Origin of the sequence: Streptomyces sp. ISL-99, from assembly GCF_018614005.1 — a bacterium.
Lineage (GTDB): Bacteria > Actinomycetota > Actinomycetes > Streptomycetales > Streptomycetaceae > Streptomyces > Streptomyces flavidovirens.
The window spans coordinates 35966-50594 of record NZ_JAGGPC010000088.1 but is presented as its reverse complement, the minus strand read 5'-3'; the positions used below and the strand labels follow the sequence as shown (position 1 = coordinate 50594).

Below are 14629 nucleotides of genomic sequence, written 5' to 3'. Positions count from 1 at the left end.
GGCCGGCCCTGCGCGGGGCCGCCGCCGCGTACTGGTGGCGGCGCGGGCTGCACGTCGAGGCGCGCTGCGTGGCAGCCGCGTCCGGCGCCCAGCCGCTGCTGTTCGCGCTGATGGCGGCCGTCGGCGGCGACGTCCTGCTGCCGCGGCCCTGCCCCGCCTGGTGGGTGCCGCAGGCCACGATGCTCGGCCGGGCGGCCTACCACGTGCCCACGCCGGCCGAGTGCGGCGGCGTACCCGATCCGTTCGCGCTGCTGGAGACCGTACGACGGGTCCGTGACGAGGGTGGCGACCCGCGCCTCCTGCTGCTCTGCGTCCCCGACGACCCGACCGCCACCGTCGCCCCGCCCGAACTCGTGCACGAGGTCTGCGAGGCGGCGGTCTCCGAGGGCCTGCACATCATCAGCGACGAGACCTGGGGCGACACGCTGCACCGCCCCCAGGAGACGGTGTTCGTCAGCCCCGCCGAGATGTTCCCGGGTCAGGTGACCGTCCTCGCCGACCTGGCCGGGGCCTACACGCCGGCGAGCTGGCCCGCCGCCGTCGCCCGCTGTCCCCTCACCGGCCACGGCGCCGCACTGCACGCCAGGACCCTCGACCTGCTGACCGCGATCGGCGCCGTCGTCGCCGGGCCCGTCGCGGAGGCGGCGACGTACGCGCTCGGTGAGCCGGAGCCGGTGGCCGTCAGGCTCCGGACCGCCGCCGCGCTGCACGCGCGCGTGGCCGCCGCCGCGCACCGCGCGGTCCTCATCTCCGGCGCGCTCGCCCGCCCGCCCCAGGCCGGCCGCCACCTGTACGCCGACCTCGGGCCGCTGCGCGCCGGCCTCGCCGCCCGTGAGGTCACCGACTCGATGGAGCTGGAGGAGTACCTGAGCGCACGCCTCGACACCCCCGCTCCCGGCGGTCACCGGTTCGGCGACGAAATGGCCACGCTGCGCGTACGGATCGCGACCGCTCCGCTCCTCGGGGCAACCCCGGAGCAGCGTCTGGAGTCACTCACGTCGGCACAGCCACTGGAACTGCCGCATGTGGCCCGAGCGTTGAGCACGTTCACCCAGGCCTTCGACGAACTTCGCTGACCCCAACCCGGCTTACGCCACCGAACGGAGCCCCCTCGATGACGGAGACGCAAGTGACGCAGACCGAGCAGCAGACCGAGCGGCAGACCGTACGCTCCCTCGCCGGCCCCGGCACGCTCTCTCCGCCACGCCCCCTGGGTGAAATCCGCACCTGGCCCCGGTCGTTCGCCGACCGCCTCACCACCCCGCTCCCCGGCCTCAAGGCGTTCGCGAGACTCGCCCGCGAGGGCGCCCTGCGCCCGGGACCCGAAGGCCTCCGTGACATCGCGCTGGTGCCGTACGAGCCGGGCCCGCTGCCCGCCGTCGACACCTCCACCCTCGCCGTCACCTGGGCGGGTCACGCCAGTTGGGTCGTACGCATAGGCGGGCTCACGATCCTCACCGACCCCGTCTGGTCGCAGAAGATCCTCGGTACGCCCGCCCGCGTCACGCCCGTCGGCGTCCGCTGGGAGGATCTGCCGCAGATCGACGCCGTGGTCATCAGCCACAACCACTACGACCACCTGGACGCCCCCACCCTCAAGCGGCTTCCGCACGACACGCCGCTCTTCGTCCCGGCCGGCCTGGCCCGCTGGTGCCGGCGCCGCGGCTTCACCCGGGTCACCGAGCTCGACTGGTGGGAGGGCGCCGAACTGGGCGGGGTCCGCTTCGACTTCGTCCCCGCGCACCACTGGAGCAAGCGCTCCCTCACCGACACCTGCCGCTCCCTGTGGGGCGGTTGGGTACTCAGCGACCAACAGGGCTACGGACAGCGGGTGTACTTTGCGGGCGACACCGGCTACGGCCACTGGTTCAAGGAGATCGGCGCCCGCCACCCCGGCATCGACCTCGCGCTGCTCCCCGTCGGCGCGTACGACCCGCGCTGGTGGCTCAGCGACGTACACGCGGATCCGGAAGAGGCCGTGCAGGCGTGCGGGGACCTCGGCGCGGCGCGCATGGCGCCCATGCACTGGGGCACGTTCGTGCTCTCCGCCGAGCCGGTCCTGGAGCCGCTGACCCGGGTACGGGCGGCCTGGCAGCAGGCGGGCCGGGCGCGCGACCGGCTGTGGGACCTGCCGATCGGCGGCTCGCGCGTGCTGGAGCCCCTGACGGACCGGGCCGGTGGGCCCGCTAAGTACCCCGTAACCGGCGCCACACCGCCGGCGCCCCGCTGATGACCAGCGTCAGCGCCACCGCCGCGACCACGCCCTGCCACGGCTCGGGGAAGAGCGAGCCGCCAAGGATGCCGATGAGCTGGTACGCCGCCGCCCAGGCGAGACAGGCCGGTACGTCGCCCCGGGCGAACCGGCGCATCGGCATCCTCGACAGCAGGCACGCCACCATCACCGGGATCCGGCCGGCCGGGACGAGCCGGGAGAGCACCAGGACCTGTGACCGGTGCTCGTGGAGCTTGCTCCGTGCCTGCTCAAGGCGGTCGGGCGCGGCCCGGGCGCGCAGCGCCTCCAGCAGGCGCGAGCCGTTCTTCGAGCGGACCCCGCGCAGCCCGAGCCAGTACAGACCTGTGTCGCCCAGGAACGCGGCGGACGCCGCCAGTGCGAAGACGACGAGCAGCGCGAACGGGTCGCTGTGGTGAAAGGCCACCACGGCGGCCGTACTGACCAGCGCGCCCGTCGGTACCACCGGCACCAGTGATCCCAGCAGCACCAGCACGAACAGCGCCGGATAGCCGACCGCCTGCTGGGTCGACTCCGGGGGCACCTGGCTCACCTGCCCGACCTGTCCCACCAAGCCCACCACGCCCACCATGCCCCCCACGTCCCGCGCCGTCTCGATCAGACCGGCCTGGATCACCGGCGGCCCGCCGGCCGGACACTCTCGCCGTGCCGGAGCCGGTGCACCGCGACGTCCGGTGCGAGCCGCGCCGCCTGCCGCACGAACTCGTCGCCCGGCGAGTGGAACTCGTGCGGCCTGACCCCGTCCATCCCGATCGGCCAGTACGTCCCGTAATGCACCGGCACGGCCGCGCGCGGCGAGATCCGTGCGAGCGCCTGCGCCGCCCGCCGCGCGTCCAGATGCCCGTGCCCCAGGAAAGGACCCCAGCCGCCGACCGGCAGCAGAGCCACATCGACCGGCCCCACTGCGCCGGCCATGTCGTCGAAGAGCCCGGTGTCCCCGGCGAAGTACGTACGCGCCTCGCCGGTGACGACGTAGCCGAGCGCGGGGGCGTGGTGCGGCCCGAACGGCAGCCGCCGCCCGTCGTGCAGCGCCGGAACCGCCCGTACGACCACACCTTTCACCCGTACCTCGTCGCCCGGCTCCACTTCGGTGATGCGCAGCCCTTGCCCCGCGACCCTGCGCAGGGCGGGCACTGCCCGCGCCGCGCCGCGCGGCACGATCAGCGCGGTGCCGGGCGCGAGGCGGTCCAGCGAGGGCAGATGCAGATGGTCGCCGTGCAGGTGCGAGACGAGCACGGCGTCGGCCACGGCGGCCTCGGGCGGCGGCAGCGCACCGCGCCTGCGGCGCAGATGCGCGAGGCGCCGCGCGAAGAGGGGGTCGGTCAGCACCCGGGTCCCGGAGTCCGCGACGGTGCAGGTGGCATGCCCCCACCAGGTGATCTCCACCGCCACGAAAGGCCTCCTCGCCAGTCGTTACCAGTCCGCCGGTCCTCGCCGGGTCTCGCCGGTTCTCACCGGCGATGTGCCCGCTACGAGCGTAGACGGTGACGGCCGGGGGAGGGGAAGGGCAGCGCCACGACCGTGCACCGAGTGCGCCCAGTGCGCCTCCACCCCGTCGCGCGAGCGGAGTAGGGTCAGCGGCGACAGCTAGCGCCGCAGGGGGTCGCGTCATGGACGAGGTACGAGTGGCGGTCATCGCCAGTCTGACTCCACTTGAGGAGCTCGACAGCGACCCGTTCCTGGTGGACACGCGCAGTCAGCAGGCGATGTGCGCGCGCTGGGCCGCCGACAAGGGGTACGTCGTCACACGGCAGCTGCTCTGCTACGGCATGCGCCCCGACCACCGCGCGCTGTGGGCGGACGTCGAGGCGGGGGCGGTCGACCTGTTCGTCGCGCCCAACGAGCGCGTGCTCGCGCGGGCCCTGACCTCCGTGCGGGAATTCTCCGCGGAGTGCGAGCGCAAGGGCGTACGCCTGGAGACGGCCGGGCTCGACGAGCCCGCGTACAGCGCCGCGACGAAGGCCGGCGTGCACCGGAGACTGTCGATGCCGACGGCCGGTTATGACGGCTGCTGACCGCTTCTGAACTTCCCGGCGTTCTCCTGACCGCTGCAGCCGTCGATCACCAGGTGCGGGCCCGGGCAGTTCGTCCCGCTGTGCCACGCTGGAAAGCAAGCGGGCCCCAGGTACGGCCCGGGACGTGAGGTGGGGACGGCGTGGTCCGACGGCGATGGCGCAGCGCGGGCAGTGCCCTGCTGCGCGTGGTCACGGTATGGGCCGTGTCGACGCTCACGATGCTGGTGCTCGCCGGCATCCTGCCCGACTTCCAGCTCAGGGCCGACGACACCGACAGCATCACCCAGGTCGCGCTCACCGCCGTCTGGGGAGCGGGCGCGTTCGGTCTGCTCGGCGCGCTGGTCTGGCCCCTGGCCGTACGGGCGCTGCTGCTCGTACCGGCACTCGTCGTCGGCGTGCTCGCCTTCTTCCTCAACGGCTCGCTGCTGCTCGTCGCGCTCAGCCTCATACCCGACGGGCGCGGCGAGGCCGACCCCGAGACCGCGGTGGTCGTCGCCGCCGTCATGTCCGCCGTCGCCTCGGCGACCTCCGGAGCGCTCGCGGTACGCGACGACGACGCGTACCGGCGCAGGCTCTCCCGGCTCGCGCACCGCCGCGGCAGGCGCGGCGGCGACGACGGGCGCCACGGACTGCCCGGCACGCTCTTCCTGCAACTCGACGGCGTCGGCCACGACGTGCTGCTCCAGGCGGTCTCCGACGGGCTGATGCCGACCGTGGCGTCCTGGCTCGGCGGTGACGAACCCACGCACCGGCTGACCCCGTGGCGTACCGACTGGTCCAGCCAGACCGCCGCCAGCCAGCTCGGCATACTGCACGGCTCCAACCACGACATCCCCGCGTTCCGCTGGTACGAGAAGGAGGGCCGGGAGGTCGTCGTCTCCAGCCGCCCGGCCGGCGCGGCCCTGATGCAGCGCCGCGCGATCGCCCGCACCGGCGACGGCGGGCTGCTCACCTTCGACGGCGCGAGCCGCGGCAACCTCTTCAGCGGCGGCGCCGACCAGCTCGCCCTGGTCCTGTCGATCGCCGCCAGGCGCGGCAAATCCAACCGGTCCCGCGCCGGTTACTTCGCGTACTTCTCCGATCCGGCCAACGCCGTGCGCACCGCCATGTCCTTCGCCGCCGAAGTCGTCCGCGAGATCGGTCAGTCCACCCGCGCACGGCTGCGCGGCGACGGCCCGCGAGTGAAGCGCGGCGGCCTCTACCCCTTCATCCGGGCCTTCGCGACCGTCGTCCAGCGGGACATCGTGGTCGCCGCCGTCCTCGGCGACATGCTCGCCGGACGTACCGCCGTCTACGCCGACCTGGTCGCGTACGACGAAGTGGCGCACCACTCCGGACCGCACAGCACGGACGCGCTGAAGGTCCTGGAGCGGCTCGACCGGTCGCTGGAGCTGATCGCGAAGGTCGCCGAGCACGCCCCGCGCGCGTACCGGATCGTGCTCCTGTCCGACCACGGGCAGAGCCCGGGGGAGACCTTCCAGTCGGCGTACGGGCTCACCCTCGCCAACCTCGTCAGGGCCGGCTGCGGGCTGCCCGTCCCACGCCGCGCGGCACGCACCACCAGCGCGTCGGAGGCGCGCGACGCCGTACGGACCGCGCTGCACCGGCCGGTGCCCGACGACGAGGAGGAGCAGGAGCACCCGGAGCCCGGCACCGACCCGGTGGTGCTGGCCTCGGGCAATCTGGGACTGATCTCCTTCCCCGACGTGGCGGGCCGGGCGACGCGCGAGCAGATCGACCGCCACCACCCGGCGCTGCTGACGACGCTCGCCAATCACCCCGGAATCGGCTTCCTGCTCCTACGGAGCGAGGAGCACGGCGCGCTGGTGCTCGGGGCCGACGGCGCGGAACTGCGGCTGGACGGTGACGGCGAAAGCGGCGACGGCCGTACGGGCGACACGGGGCCGCTGGCGGCGTTCGGCGCGGGCGCCGCCGACGCCGTACGCAGAACCTCCGGCTTCCCCCACGTCGCCGATATCATGGTCAACTCCTGGCACGATCCCGAGACGGGCCGTGTGCACGCCTTCGAGGAGCAGATCGGCTCGCACGGCGGCCTCGGCGGCGAACAGGCCAGACCGTTCCTCATGTCGCCGTACACCCTCTCCGCACCCGTCTCCGACGGGCGGGAACTGGCGGGCGCGGAGCAGGTGCACCGGGTCCTGCGGCGGTGGCTGCGGGAGTGCCAGGGGCCGCAGGTGCCCATGATGGTGGGGGAGTCGGCGGAGGATTGGCGGCCGGAACCGGAAGCGGAAGGACCTTTTCCGGTCAGCGACGGTGCCGTACAGGATAAATCCGCCTGATTTGGAGCACCGTTCCCCGTACCAGAACATGGTCAGGTTTTGGTACGGAGAGAGGCACACACCACCCCATGACCACCCTGGCCACCCCACCCCCCGAGCTCACCGCGCCGGCCGGCGCCGACGCCCCCGGCAAGCACACCCGGCGCTTCGGCCTGCCTGTTGCGACCGCCCTGGTCATGGGCAACATCATCGGCGGCGGAATCTTCCTGCTGCCCGCCTCCGTCGCGCCCTTCGGCACCATCAGCCTCGTCGCCTTCGGCGTCCTGACCCTCGGCGCGATCGCACTCGCGCTGGTCTTCGGACGCCTCGCCGAGAAGCACCCGCGCACCGGCGGCCCGTACGTCTACGCCCGCGAGGCCTTCGGTGACTTCGCCGGCTTCCTCGCCGCCTGGAGCTACTGGATCACCACCTGGGTGTCCAACGCGGCGCTGGCCGTGGCCGCCGTCGGCTACCTGGACGTACTCCTCCCCGTCCACGGATCGCTCGCCGCCACGATCACGGCCGCGCTCGTCCTCCAGTGGCTGCCAGCGCTCGCCAACCTGGCCGGCACGCGGTACGTGGGCGCGGTCCAGCTCGTCTCGACGGTGCTGAAGTTCGCACCGTTGCTGCTCGTGGCCGTCGGCGGCCTCTTCTTCTTCGACGCGTCGAACCTCGGCCCGTTCCAGGCGAGCGACCAGGGGCCCTTCGGCGCGATCTCCGCCTCCGCGGCCATCCTGCTCTTCAGCTACCTCGGCGTGGAGTCCGCCGCCGTCAGCGCCGGCGAGGTCCGTGACCCGCGGCGCAACGTCGGCCGCGCCACGATCCTCGGCACGCTCGGTGCCGCGTTCATCTACCTGCTCGGCACGCTCGCGGTCTTCGGCACCGTCGCCCACGACAAGCTGGTCGGCTCGACCGCGCCCTTCTCCGACGCCGTGAACGCGATGTTCGGCGGCTCGTGGGGCGGCACCGCCGTCGCCTGCGCCGCACTGGTGTCCATGACCGGCGCGCTGAACGGCTGGACGCTGCTGAGCGCGCAGACGCCGTACGCGGCCGCCAAGGACGGCCTTTTCCCCGCGGTGTTCGCCACGAAGCGGCGCGGTGTGCCGACCGTGGGCGTCCTCGTCACGGCCGTCCTCGCCTCGCTCCTGACGGTCTACAACTACACGGCGGGTTCCGAGGGCGTCTTCGAGATCCTGGTCCTGGTCACCACCTTCACGGCGACGGTCCCCTACCTCCTGTCGACCGCCGCCCAGATCTACTTCCTGGCCTCGGGCCAGTCCGCCCGCGTCAGCCGCCCCCGCCTGCTCCGCGACGCGATCCTCGCGGCCCTGGCCTTCGGCTTCTCGATGTGGCTGGTGGCGGGCTCGGGCTACGCGGCGGTGTACCAGGGCGTGCTGTTCCTCTTCGCGGGCGTGCTGGTGTACGCGTGGATCGCGGCCCGCAAGACCAGGAGGCAGACAGCATGACGGCCACCGCCGAGCGCCCGGAGCGGGCCTTCCCCACCCCCAACGGCCTGACCGGCGTAGGCGTCATCGTCGTCGGCCCCGGCGACCGCGTCCTGCTCGGGCTCGGGCACGACGGCCGCTGGGAGCTGCCCGGCGGCAAGGTCGACGCCGGTGAGAGCTTCGAGGAGGCCGCCGTGCGCGAGCTGGCCGAGGAGACGTCCCTGCGCGCCGACGCGGCAGGCGTCCGCATCGTCGCCGTACTGATGGACGGCTTCCGCGGGGTCACCCGCGTCACGGCCGCCGCGGTGCTGGAGAGCGCCACGGGTACGGCGCGCGCCACTGAGCCGCACAAGATCGTGCGGTGGCAGTGGTTCGGTATGGACGACGTACCCAAGGACCTCTTCGTACCGTCGGCGTCCGTACTCCGCGCCTGGCGCCCGGACCTGGACCTCCCGGACGCCCCGGCGCACTGCTACCCGACGGCTCGCTGAACCGGATCCGCCCCGCCCCGGCTCCGGCCCTGCCATTCGGCCGCGAATGTCCGCCCGCCGCCCGCAGCGGTCAGCCGGCCGCGGGCCCGCCGACTTCGGAGCCGGGAGCCTCGGCGGCGGACGGGTCCAGGATGCGGTTGAGGAAGTCCCGCGTGCGCCGGTGCCGCGGATCGCCCACGACCTGCGCCGCCGGGCCCTCCTCGACGATCACGCCGTCGTCCATGAACACGACGCGGTCGGCGACCTCCCGGGCGAAGCTCATCTCATGGGTGACGACCATCATCGTCATGCCCTCCGAGGCGAGCACCCGCATCACCGCGAGTACGTCGCCGACGAGCTCCGGGTCGAGTGCGGACGTCGGCTCGTCGAAGAGCATCACCTCGGGCCCCATGGACAGCGCCCGCGCGATGGCGACCCGCTGCTGCTGCCCGCCGGACAGCTGCGCCGGGTAGGCGTCGGCCTTGTCGGCGAGACCGACCCGCTCCAGGTTCTCCCGGGCCACCTTGGCGGCCTCGGTCTTGCCCCGGCCGAGCACGCGCCGCTGGGGAAGGACGAGGTTCTCCGTCACGGTGACGTGCGGGAAGAGGTTGAACTGCTGGAAGACCATGCCGATCCGGCGGCGTACCGCGTCGATGTCGACCTCGATGTCGGTGACTTCCGTGCCGCCGACGAAGACCTGCCCCGAGCTGGGCTCCTCCAGCAGGTTCACGCAGCGCAGCAGCGTCGACTTGCCCGAGCCGGACGGCCCGATGACGCACACCACGTCACCGCGGGCGACGTCCAGGTCGATGCCGCGCAGGACGTGGTTGTCCCCGAACGACTTGTGCAGAGCGCGGATCTCGATCTCGGGCTGTGGCATCTGCTCGTCCTCACTTGGCCTTGTCGGCGCGGGCTTCCAGGCGGCGCACCACGAAGCTCAGCGGCACCGTCACGATCAGGTAGCACAGCCCCGCGACGAGGATCGGGGTGGAGTTGGCGGTCTGGCTGGCCAGGTCCCTGCCGAACTTGGTCAGTTCCCGCTCATTGAGGGTGATGCCGAGGAACAGCACCAGCGAGGAGTCCTTGAACAGCAGGACGAGTTCGTTGGTCAGCGGCGGGATGACGATGCGGAACGCCTGCGGGATGATCACCGACACCATCGCCCGGGCATGCGAGAAGCCCAGCGAACGGGCGGCCTCCATCTGCCCCTTGGGCACGGCCTGGATGCCGGCCCTGATGGTCTCGGCCATGTAGGCGGCGGCGACCAGCCCCAGACCCAGGGCGACCTTCCCGTACGTACCACCGGGAATCTCGGTCCCCGGGAACGCGAGCGGCACCGCGACGCCCACGAAGATGAGGATCAGCAGGGCGGGCAGACCGCGGAAGATCTCGATGTACACGCTCGCGACCCACCGGTACGGGGCCACGGACGACAGCCGCATGAGCGCGACGATCAGTCCGAGTACGAGCCCGAACGCGAAGCCGGAGAGCGTGTACACCACCGTGTTGCGCAGGGCGATGGTGATGATCTCCGGGAAGAGCTGCGCTACGAGGTCCTTCTGCGCGAACTGGTTCTGCAGCCGGTCCCAGTCGGCCAGCACACCGACCAGGACCAGGGCCGCCACGAAGAGGGCGTACTGGATGCCCTGCGAGATACGGCGCCGCTGCCGCCTGGAGAGGCGAGAGGTCACGACTGGACCTTGGGCATCGGTCCGATCCACCGCTCGTAGAGCTTCTTGTAGGTGCCGTCGGCCTTGGCGTCGGTGATGGCCTTGTCGATGGCCGCCTTCAGCTTGGTGTTGCCCTTCTTCACCGAGAACCCGTACTTCTCACCGGTCTCGATGTTCTGGCCGAGGACGAACGCGTCGGCGTTCGCCTTGTCCTTCAGCCATCCCTGCACGACGGGGTAGTCGATGACGACGGCGTCGACCTGTCCGGTGCGCAGTCCGTTCAGTACGGCGTCGGAACTCTCGAACGCCACCGGGTCGAAGCCCTTGCCGGTGGCGTAGCTCTCGCCGGTCGTCTCCGCCTGCGCGCCGAGCTTCTTCTTCTCGGACTTGACCTGGTCCAGCGTGGTGACGCCGCTCTTCTTCGTCGCGAGCAGTGCCTGGGTGGCGTCGAAGTACGGGACGGAGAAGTCGACGTTCTTCTTGCGCTCGTCGGTGATGGTCATACCGGCGGCGGCGAGGTCGCACTCGCCCGAGTTGAGAAACGCGCCGGTCTTGAAGTTCTCGAACGGCGTGTCGAGGATCTTCTGCTCGACCTTGAGGTTCTTGGCGACGAGATCGATGAGCGCCACGTCGAAACCGACGACCTTGCCGCCCTGCTCCGACTGGAAGGGCGGGTAGGGCAGATGCGTGCAGGTGGTGAGCTTGCCCTTCTCGACCACCGGTACGCCGCCGGCCGCCTCGCCAGGCCCTTCGTCGCCCGAGGAACAGCCCACGGCGAGGAACAGCCCGGCCGCGGCGGCGCCGGCGGTGGCGAGGGTACGGGTGCGGCGGGCGCGATGGCCCTTGGCCGTCCTGGACACGGTTGACCTCCATGGGGCGGGGCGGACGTCGGCGGGGGAACCGAGCCGTCAGCGGTGATCGTAAGCCAGTGACCCGGCCTTCGCGGAACCCTTCTCGGTGCCTGGACTGTGCCGCGTCCTATTCCCCTCCCGCCGGGTGTCATGCGCGTGGTGCGGCGACGGCACAACACAACGCCCTCCCCGATGGATTCGGGGCGGGCGACGGTGCGTGGAGGTACGGATCACATGTTGTTCTCGGCGTCGATGAGCTGCTGGATCCGCCGGTCGATCGCCGCGGCCTGGGCACGGGCGCGCTTTGCCGCCTCGCGCTCGCCCATCCGGTCCAGCTTGGCGGCCTTGGCCTTCAGCTCGGCGGACTGCTTACGCAGCTCTTCGATGTTGACGGTGATGCCGCCGCCGCGAGCGGCCATGGTCTGCTGGCCGGTGGCTGTGGCAGCGTGCGCCGGCAGAGCCGCGAAGAGAACGCCACCGGTCATCGCGGCGGTCACGGCAATCGTGGAAATACGTCGAAGCATAGGAGCTTCCCCCTGGTACAGGTCGGTCATTACCTGCAAGTAACTCTATACGAAATGGATCTTCAGTCGCAGCCGCGTTTCCGCCGGGCGCGGCAGCGGGGCATTACCCGCGAGGTAATCGACGCTCCCCCGCGAGCGCGGCATCGTTGCGGTTACCGGGGGCCGGGCGGCGCACTCCGCCCGGACCCCGGCCCCTTCCAGTCCGTACGACCTCGACGGAGGCTGATGCGTCATGTCCGCAACCCTGCTCGCCAACCTTTCCAGGACCACCGACCCGCAGACGACGCTGCGCCGCTTCCTCGCGCTCGACGCCGTGGTCACCACCACGAACGGGCTCGTGTACGTCGCCGCCTCCGGCCCCGTCGGACGGCTGCTCGGCGTCGGGTCCGGGCTGCTGTTCGGACTCGGGGTGTTCCTGGTGGTGTTCGGCGCCGGCGTCGGATACCTGGCCTCCCGGCGGGAGCCCGCCACCTTGCCCGTCAAGGCCGTCATCGAGGCGAACCTGGCGTGGGCCGTGGCCGGTCTCGTCGCGCTCGCGCTGTGGTTCTCGCCGACGACGGCCGGGACGGTCTGGATCCCGATGCAGGCCGCGACCGTCGCCGGCTTCGCCGCGCTGCAGTACCTCGCGCTGCGCGCCCGCGGCTGAGTGGCCGCCCGCTCAGGGGCCGAGCGACTGGAGGTACTTGACCGTCGCCGGGTCGGCCGGGAGGAACGTCTCGATGGCCAGCTCGGCGACCGTCACGTCCATGGGAGTGTTGAACGTCGAGATGGACGAAACAAAAGACAGCACGTGGCCGTCGTGCTCGACCTGGAGCGGCAGCGCGAAGTAGGGGTACGGCGCAGCCTCCGGCCCCGGCGCGTCTCCCGCCTCGCGCTCCGCCACGGGATAGCCCGCCACCTCGTCGTACACCGCACGCAGCGCATCCGACCTGACCAGCGCGATCTGGCGTTCCATCTGCGCCAGGAGATGCCCGCGCCACTCCCGCAGATTGCGGATCCGCGGCGCCAGCCCCTCCGGGTGGAGGGTGATGCGCATCGCGTTCAGCGGCGGCGTGAGGAGATGCTCGGGCAGGCCGTCGAGCAGCATCGTGATCCCCCGGTTCGCGGCGACCACGGTGTACGAACCGTCGACGACGAGGGCGGGGTACGGCTCGTATCCCGCCAGCAACTGCTCGATGCCCTCGCGCAGGGCGCCCAGCGCCGGATCGTCGAGCGGAGTCTCTGCGTACTGAGGGGCGTAACCCGCCGCCAGCAACAGGGCGTTGCGCTCCCGCACGGGTACGTCGAGGTGTTCGGCCAGGCGCAGCACCATCTCCTCGCTCGGACGCGACCTGCCCGTCTCGACGAAGCTGATGTGCCGGGCCGACGAACCGGCGCGCAGCGCCAGCTCCAGCTGGCTCAGCCGGCGCCGCTCACGCCAGCCGCGCAGCAGCGCGCCCACACCCTTGTCGACTGCGACCGTTGTCATGGGACAAGACGGTAACCGACATGCGGGTGCGCCGTCCGAGCGCCAATTCGGACCGGAAGGTGGGAGGCTGATCAGCAGCACCGGCAAACACCGCATCCTGGAGGGAGCTTCGCCATGGCCACTGAGCCGCTGTCGCAGAAGGAGATCGAGGACCGTCTCCGCGAACTCCCCGGCTGGTCGCTGGACGACAACCGGATCGCCCGTACGTACCGGCTCGGCACGCACTTCGCGGCCGCCGCACTGGTCGTCCACGTCGCCGGGATCCAGGACGAGCTGGACCACCACTCCGACCTGACGCTCGGTTACAACACCGTGGCGCTGGCCGTGAACACGCACAGCGCGGGAGGCGCCGTCACCGACCTCGACTTCGAGCTCGCCCGCCGGGTCGAGGACATCGCGCCGGGACACGGCGCGAGCTGAGGCCATCGCCGTCGGCGGAGAAGGCCTGCTCCCAGCGGGCCGTGGTGTCGCTGATGCCGGATGAAGCCGAAGTCGTTCATGAGCGGTCGCCCGTGGTGCCCTCGGGGAGGGTGTCGGCGATGTACGCGTCGAGATCGGGCGCGGCCGGGTCCGCGAGCATGTGCCGCACCCAGGCGTCGCGTTCGTGCAGGATCGGCGGCAGCTCCCAGACGCAGCCGATCCACGGGGAAGTCGTCTTGATGAAGTGGGTGGGGTCCAGGTCCGGGCAGCCCAGCGCGGGCTGGCCCGCCGCCGCGCCGCCGAAGTGCAGGACGTTGTCCCACACCCAGCTGTACGCGTTGAGGTACGCCCCGCTGTCCCCGCCGCGGTGCAGGACGACGAACGTCGCCGGCGGTGTGCCGTCGGGCTCGGGCAGCAGGCTGGGGAGGATCGCGTACGCGGCCTTCTCCACCTCGGGATCGATCCCGGCCGGGTCGGCGGTGACGTGGTAGCGCTTGATGCGGCGGCCGCCGATTTCGAGGGGCGGCGGCACCCGCAGCAGTTTCTCCGTAAAGGTCATGGCGGGAAGGTAGAGCCACTCCACTGACACCTTCTGTCAGTGGAGTGCGGCAGACTTCCGGCATGCGTGCGAGCCGCCTCGTCCAGATCCTGCTGCTGCTCCAGACCCGGGGCCGGATGACCGCTGCCCGGCTCGCGGAAGAGCTGGAGGTGTCGGTACGTACCGTGTACCGCGATGTCGAGGCTCTGCACGCCGCCGGTGTCCCGCTGTACGGCGACGCCGGGCACGCCGGCGGCTACCAACTCCTCGCGGGCTACCGGACCCGGCTCACCGGCCTCACCACCGACGAGGCCGAGGCGCTCTTCCTCTCGGGCATACCGGGGCCCGCCGCCGAACTCGGTCGTACGGATCTCACCGCGCGGCGCCGCCCGGCTCACCGGGGCTGCCGCCGAAGCCGTGGCGGCCACCGGCAGGCCCGAGCCGGCCGGCGACTGGATACGGGCCGTCCTGCCCATCGAGACCACCGAACACGCGCACGGCCAGTTCCTCGGACTCGGCGCGGAGGTCGAGGTGCTGGAACCGGCCGAGCTGCGCGACCGCCTGCGGGAGACGGTGCGCGACCTCGGCGCCCTCTACGCCACGGGCGCCCCCTGACCGGCCGGTGCTCCCCGGCCGTCCCACGCCCCGGCGGCTTGCTGGAATGGCAAGAAGGTTCGCCGGAAGAGCGGTCCGGCGAG

The 14629-nt window shown here is 71.9% G+C and carries 17 protein-coding genes and 1 pseudogene; 10 read left to right on the top strand and 8 right to left on the bottom strand.

Going from position 1 to position 14629, the window contains the following annotated elements; translation table 11 throughout:
• Positions 1 to 8 precede the first annotated feature (8 nt).
• Complete coding sequence (locus tag J7E91_RS34400) at positions 9 to 1076, top strand: aminotransferase class I/II-fold pyridoxal phosphate-dependent enzyme (protein ID WP_251016699.1); 1068 nt, start codon at positions 9 to 11, stop codon at positions 1074 to 1076.
• 38 nt (positions 1077 to 1114) lie between these two features.
• Positions 1115 to 2230, top strand: a complete 1116-nt coding sequence (locus tag J7E91_RS34395; protein ID WP_214911196.1) for an MBL fold metallo-hydrolase — start codon at positions 1115 to 1117, stop codon at positions 2228 to 2230.
• On the opposite strand, the gene J7E91_RS34390 is transcribed toward J7E91_RS34395, so the two are convergent.
• Together J7E91_RS34390 and J7E91_RS34385 are read right to left on the bottom strand one after the other, a co-directional pair.
• The gene (locus J7E91_RS34390) at positions 2187 to 2822 is read right to left on the bottom strand and encodes a DedA family protein (protein WP_374224825.1); all 636 of its coding nucleotides are present in this window, start codon (positions 2820 to 2822) and stop codon (positions 2187 to 2189) included. The two genes, J7E91_RS34395 and J7E91_RS34390, sit on opposite strands and share 44 nt — an antisense overlap.
• Before the next feature lie 41 nt (positions 2823 to 2863).
• Positions 2864 to 3643, bottom strand: a complete 780-nt coding sequence (locus tag J7E91_RS34385; protein ID WP_214911194.1) for an MBL fold metallo-hydrolase — start codon at positions 3641 to 3643, stop codon at positions 2864 to 2866.
• A gap of 218 nt (positions 3644 to 3861) precedes the next feature.
• Between J7E91_RS34385 and J7E91_RS34380 the strand changes: the two genes are divergently transcribed.
• From J7E91_RS34380 to J7E91_RS34365, 4 genes are all read left to right on the top strand, one after another.
• Positions 3862 to 4266 (top strand): hypothetical protein, encoded by a 405-nt coding sequence (locus tag J7E91_RS34380; RefSeq protein ID WP_028813023.1) that lies wholly within the window; start codon positions 3862 to 3864, stop codon positions 4264 to 4266.
• Positions 4267 to 4406: 140 nt separating this feature from the next.
• Positions 4407 to 6566: an alkaline phosphatase family protein gene (locus J7E91_RS34375; protein WP_308377553.1), complete on the top strand. Its 2160-nt coding sequence runs from the start codon at positions 4407 to 4409 to the stop codon at positions 6564 to 6566.
• 68 nt (positions 6567 to 6634) lie between these two features.
• Positions 6635 to 8011 carry an amino acid permease gene (locus J7E91_RS34370; protein WP_214911192.1) on the top strand — a complete coding sequence of 459 codons (1377 nt, stop codon included), beginning with the start codon at positions 6635 to 6637 and terminating at the stop codon, positions 8009 to 8011.
• Positions 8008 to 8481 (top strand): NUDIX hydrolase, encoded by a 474-nt coding sequence (locus tag J7E91_RS34365; RefSeq protein ID WP_214911190.1) that lies wholly within the window; start codon positions 8008 to 8010, stop codon positions 8479 to 8481. The genes J7E91_RS34370 and J7E91_RS34365 overlap by 4 nt, the downstream gene beginning before the upstream one ends.
• A gap of 70 nt (positions 8482 to 8551) precedes the next feature.
• Here the strand turns inward: J7E91_RS34365 and J7E91_RS34360 are convergent, their stop codons facing one another.
• The 4 genes from J7E91_RS34360 to J7E91_RS34345 all read right to left on the bottom strand — a co-directional run bounded on the left by J7E91_RS34360 (position 8552) and on the right by J7E91_RS34345 (position 11505).
• Positions 8552 to 9340 carry an amino acid ABC transporter ATP-binding protein gene (locus tag J7E91_RS34360; RefSeq protein WP_214911188.1) on the bottom strand — a complete coding sequence of 263 codons (789 nt, stop codon included), beginning with the start codon at positions 9338 to 9340 and terminating at the stop codon, positions 8552 to 8554.
• 10 nt (positions 9341 to 9350) lie between these two features.
• Positions 9351 to 10181 (bottom strand): amino acid ABC transporter permease, encoded by an 831-nt coding sequence (locus J7E91_RS34355; RefSeq protein ID WP_214911186.1) that lies wholly within the window; start codon positions 10179 to 10181, stop codon positions 9351 to 9353.
• Positions 10148 to 10990, bottom strand: a complete 843-nt coding sequence (locus tag J7E91_RS34350) for an ABC transporter substrate-binding protein (protein WP_214911184.1) — start codon at positions 10988 to 10990, stop codon at positions 10148 to 10150. The genes J7E91_RS34355 and J7E91_RS34350 overlap by 34 nt, the downstream gene beginning before the upstream one ends.
• Before the next feature lie 221 nt (positions 10991 to 11211).
• Positions 11212 to 11505 (bottom strand): hypothetical protein, encoded by a 294-nt coding sequence (locus J7E91_RS34345; RefSeq protein ID WP_214911182.1) that lies wholly within the window; start codon positions 11503 to 11505, stop codon positions 11212 to 11214.
• A gap of 232 nt (positions 11506 to 11737) precedes the next feature.
• Here J7E91_RS34345 and J7E91_RS34340 point away from each other — a divergent pair, with 232 nt between their 5' ends.
• Positions 11738 to 12151 carry a hypothetical protein gene (locus J7E91_RS34340; RefSeq protein WP_214911180.1) on the top strand — a complete coding sequence of 138 codons (414 nt, stop codon included), beginning with the start codon at positions 11738 to 11740 and terminating at the stop codon, positions 12149 to 12151.
• A gap of 12 nt (positions 12152 to 12163) precedes the next feature.
• On the opposite strand, the gene J7E91_RS34335 is transcribed toward J7E91_RS34340, so the two are convergent.
• Positions 12164 to 12973, bottom strand: coding sequence for a helix-turn-helix domain-containing protein (locus J7E91_RS34335; protein WP_214911178.1), 810 nt, complete (start codon positions 12971 to 12973; stop codon positions 12164 to 12166).
• A 114-nt stretch (positions 12974 to 13087) separates the two neighbouring features.
• Here J7E91_RS34335 and J7E91_RS34330 point away from each other — a divergent pair, with 114 nt between their 5' ends.
• A complete protein-coding gene (locus tag J7E91_RS34330; RefSeq protein WP_214911176.1) occupies positions 13088 to 13393 on the top strand; it encodes a 4a-hydroxytetrahydrobiopterin dehydratase in 306 nt (101 codons plus the stop codon).
• Positions 13394 to 13469: 76 nt separating this feature from the next.
• Here the strand turns inward: J7E91_RS34330 and J7E91_RS34325 are convergent, their stop codons facing one another.
• Positions 13470 to 13952 (bottom strand): hypothetical protein, encoded by a 483-nt coding sequence (locus tag J7E91_RS34325; protein WP_214911174.1) that lies wholly within the window; start codon positions 13950 to 13952, stop codon positions 13470 to 13472.
• Between the two features lie 62 nt (positions 13953 to 14014).
• Between J7E91_RS34325 and J7E91_RS37185 the strand changes: the two are divergent.
• Both J7E91_RS37185 and J7E91_RS37180 read left to right on the top strand, forming a co-directional pair.
• Positions 14015 to 14293: pseudogene (locus J7E91_RS37185) on the top strand (helix-turn-helix transcriptional regulator); the annotation flags it as partial.
• Between the two features lie 7 nt (positions 14294 to 14300).
• Complete coding sequence (locus J7E91_RS37180) at positions 14301 to 14546, top strand: WYL domain-containing protein (RefSeq protein ID WP_308377555.1); 246 nt, start codon at positions 14301 to 14303, stop codon at positions 14544 to 14546.
• The last annotated feature ends 83 nt before the right edge of the window (positions 14547 to 14629 follow it).